Origin of the sequence: Flavobacterium sp. (genome assembly GCF_043720215.1) — a bacterium.
GTDB lineage: Bacteria > Bacteroidota > Bacteroidia > Flavobacteriales > Flavobacteriaceae > Flavobacterium.
The window spans coordinates 1-3,842 of record NZ_JAYSSZ010000147.1 but is presented as its reverse complement, the minus strand read 5'-3'; the positions used below and the strand labels follow the sequence as shown (position 1 = coordinate 3,842).

Annotated in this window: 2 protein-coding genes and 1 pseudogene; all 3 read right to left on the bottom strand. The window is 32.7% G+C overall.

The features are described 5' to 3' along the window. Nucleotides 1-1,581 (bottom strand): annotated as a pseudogene (locus ACHZC3_RS06860) (PD-(D/E)XK nuclease family protein); the annotation flags it as partial. A gap of 66 nt (nucleotides 1,582-1,647) precedes the next feature. Then, nucleotides 1,648-3,051 carry an OmpA family protein gene (locus ACHZC3_RS06855; protein WP_394759127.1) on the bottom strand — a complete coding sequence of 468 codons (1,404 nt, stop codon included), beginning with the start codon at nucleotides 3,049-3,051 and terminating at the stop codon, nucleotides 1,648-1,650. Nucleotides 3,052-3,155: 104 nt separating this feature from the next. Further along, a partial coding sequence (locus ACHZC3_RS06850; protein WP_394759126.1) for an aminotransferase class I/II-fold pyridoxal phosphate-dependent enzyme occupies nucleotides 3,156-3,842 on the bottom strand: 687 nt, incomplete at its 5' end.

Genomic DNA, 3,842 nt, shown 5'->3' with positions numbered 1-3,842 from the left:
CGTTTCAAAATCTAAAACACGACTTTCTAGAACTCCCATAATTTGCAATCCAGACAAAGGTTCTCCTTCAAATGAAACCTCAGCAAGATCGATAACTTGTTTGTATATGGCATACAAAGTATCTATGTTTTCTATGTATTCATTTTTAGAACAATAGGTAATTAGTTTGTTAATGACTTTATATATCGAATATAAAAATGTTTTAACCACCTTATCCTCTTCTAAACTTGAATCTAAATTTGCTTTAACGATTAATAATATTTCAGAAATAAGTTCTAATATTTCGATAGGTTTTTGATTCCATTTCTGAAAAAGCAATTCAAAAAGACGATTGGGATTTTCTTGAAACGAAATAACTTTTTGATGTGTAATAAATGTATAATTATTCTTTTTGATGGTATAAATTACTTTCGAAGCATTTACATACGATTCGATAATTGGATTAGAAAGCACATCGAGCACATCTTTATAATAAAAAACATAACTAGATTCACTTCTATTTAATGCATTGTTGTGCATCTTAAACAACTTAGCAACCAACAATTGGATTGGATTGTTTTTGCTAGAATAGCCCATTGTAATATTCAAACTACCAACGCTTGCTGGAAGAGAATATAACATTGGAATAAGCATATTTTCATCACCAAGAACTAAAGCTACCTTGTCTAATGATGCGTTTGGATTATCTAAAATTAGTTTATCGATTATTCCCGATACAATTTTAGCTTGACCAATAGCTTTTGCTGTGCCTATAATTTGAATGTTTTTCTCTTCAGAAAAGTTAGTAGTAATCCATTCGAAAGGATTGCTTTTATAATGCTGCCAAGTGCTTTTGAAACGTCGTACAAATAATCCCGCATCATGGGCAACATCATTTAAAAAAACCGAATCAATATCCCAATAAATAGTTGCAATATCTTTACTGATAAGTTGTTGCACGATTTTTTCTTCTGCTTGATTTAAAGCATTAAATCCTGCGAAAACAATTTTTTTGTTTTTAAAATCAGATGCAAATTTTTGAAGATTATCTACGGCTTCTCTATAAATTAAACCTTGGTAACCTATTTCTTTATTTTTCAGATGTGTATAAAATGATTCATAATACAAAGGAAGTAATTTCCAAAATTCTAGATAATTATCTATTAATGTAGTTTTGTCTTCAACATCAATACCCCAACGTTTGATTACCTCTATATCTTGAAGATAAGAAAATACGTGTTTGGGATCAAGAAGATAACGATCAATCTCGTTAAAGTCCTGTAATAGTGTTTTACCCCAATTTGAGAACTGCTCGAATGTTTGTTGTTTTTCCTTTACAGTTATAGATAAATAAACCGTATAAAACTCGAAAAGCAATTCTATAGAATCTATAGATCGAATTTTTGCAATTTCTTGAATAAAGTCTTCAATACTTGTAATCTCTGGCGCAAAAGTAAAATTAGGTAGTTTTTTTTTAAATGCCTCGAGCAGGAATATTTTAGCTCTTTTGTTGGGCAGGATGATAGTTATTTCAGAAATATTTTCGGTTTCATCTGAAAGTAATTTCTCAACTAAATCTTCTAGAAAAGTATTATTTGCCATAGAATATAAATATAAAAAAAACGCCTCGATTTATCGAGGCGTTTTCCAAATATATTTTAGAAAAAATTATTTTACTAATTTCACTTCTACTCTTCTGTTTTGAGCTTTACCAGCTTTAGTTTTGTTTGAAGCTATTGGCATAGTTTCACCAAATCCTTGAGATGATAATCTGTCTGATGCAATTCCGTTTTCAACTAAATAAGTAACAACCGCAGCAGCTCTATTTTGTGATAACACTAAGTTAGCAGCATCTTTACCATCAGAATCTGTATGACCTTCCATAGAGAATTTAGATGATGGATACTCTTTTAATATTGCAACAATTGATTGTAATACTGGGTAAGTTTGTTGTTGGAAAGATGATTTGCTAGTATCAAACAAGATAGTTTTAGCATAATCATTTAATCTTTTAACAACATCTTCGCTTACTTCTGGACAACCATTGTTAGCTACAGTACCTTTAACATCTGGACATTTGTCTTCGTTATCAGTAACTGAATCTCCATCAGTATCTGGCCAAGGACAACCTTGATTATCTCTAGGACCTGCTACAGTAGGACATTTATCTTTATTATCAGCAATTCCGTCTCCGTCAGCATCAGGACAACCTTGTAAAGAAGCTAAACCAGCAACTTCTGGACAAGAATCATCTTTGTCAGCAATTCCGTCTCCATCAGTATCAGGACAACCGTTTAATTCTGGTGTTCCAGCAGCTTCTGGACAACCATCTTTGCTATCTTCAATTCCGTCTCCATCAGTATCAGGACAACCTTGAAATTCTTTTAAACCAGCAACTTCTGGACAAGTATCATCTTTATCATAAATACCATCTCCATCTGTGTCTTTTCCTCCAAATTTGAAAGTTAAACCAGCTGTATTTTCAAATACTGAAGGAACATCGAAGTTTGTTCTATCTGTAAATGCTTTTTTATAAGTAGAAGTTAATGATAAACCAACTTGTTCAGTAAACCAAAAAGTTAATCCAGCACCAATGTTTGCAGTACCAGCAGATTGTTTTCCTAACCAAGTATATCCACCACCAACATTAACAGAAGGGTCAATAACTTTACTCCCTATTAAACTAGCAAGACTATATTTGATTGCTAAATCTCCTGAGTAATACATTAAGTTTGGATTAACAACTGTTGTTGTGTTTGCAGATGGTCCAACCCAGTCAACCCATTTAGTGATTTTATTCACAGATCCTGTAACTCCTACAGAAAAATTACCTCCAACATTTCTAGCTACAGTTAAGTAAGATACCGAAGGAAGAATATTCCAATGATCTTTTACATTAAAGAACTCTGAAAAGTGATCTGTTAAATTAAAATCTCTCACACCAGCGCTAGTTCTTGTGTCTATTGCATTGGCTCCGAAAGATATTGCCCATGGATTATCGCTGTCTTGTGCAGAAGCACTTAATCCAGCAATCATCAACATGGAAACAAAAAGTTTGTTAAGATGTTTCATACTTAATTTTATTTGATTACATTACGTTATTGTGACAAAAGTAACTAGGAAATTATTAATTACAAAATGAATTGTTAAAAAAGTTTAATAAAAAGCGAAAAAAATTATTTTTTTATAATATTTAACTCTTCTCCAACTTCAGAAAAAGCTTTGATAGCCTTGTCTAAGTGGGCTTTTGTGTGGGCTGCAGACAATTGAACTCTTATTCTAGCTTTATCTTTAGGAACCACAGGGAAAAAGAATCCAATGACATAAATGCCTTTTTCTAACAATTTTTCCGCCATAATTTGCGATAATTTAGCATCATAAAGCATGACAGGAACGATTGCCGAGTCTCCATTTATGAAATCTAAACCTGCTTTTCGCATTCCTTCTTTAAAGTAATTGGTGTTCCATTCTAGTTTATCACGAAGTGTGGTGTCTTTTTCTAATAATTCAAAAACTTTAATGGAAGCTCCTACAATTGCTGGCGCTAATGAGTTTGAAAATAAATATGGACGAGAACGTTGACGTAAAATTTCGATAATTTCTTTTTTAGCAGTTGTATAACCGCCCATCGCTCCACCCAGAGCTTTACCTAATGTACCTGTAATAATATCCACACGACCCATTACACCTTTAGCTTCTAATGTTCCTTTTCCTGTTGCACCAATGAATCCTGCTGCATGACATTCATCGACCATGACCATGGCATCGTATTTGTCTGCTAAATCACAAATTTTATCTAAAGGAGCAACCAAACCGTCCATAGAGAAAACACCATCGGTTACAATTAGTTTGAAACGAGTTCC

What these genes read in the sequence shown, in the direction of transcription:
- ACHZC3_RS06855 (WP_394759127.1), bottom strand. Translation starts at nt 3,051, where the DNA reads ATGAAACATCTTAACAAACTTTTTGTTTCCATGTTGATGATTGCTGGA.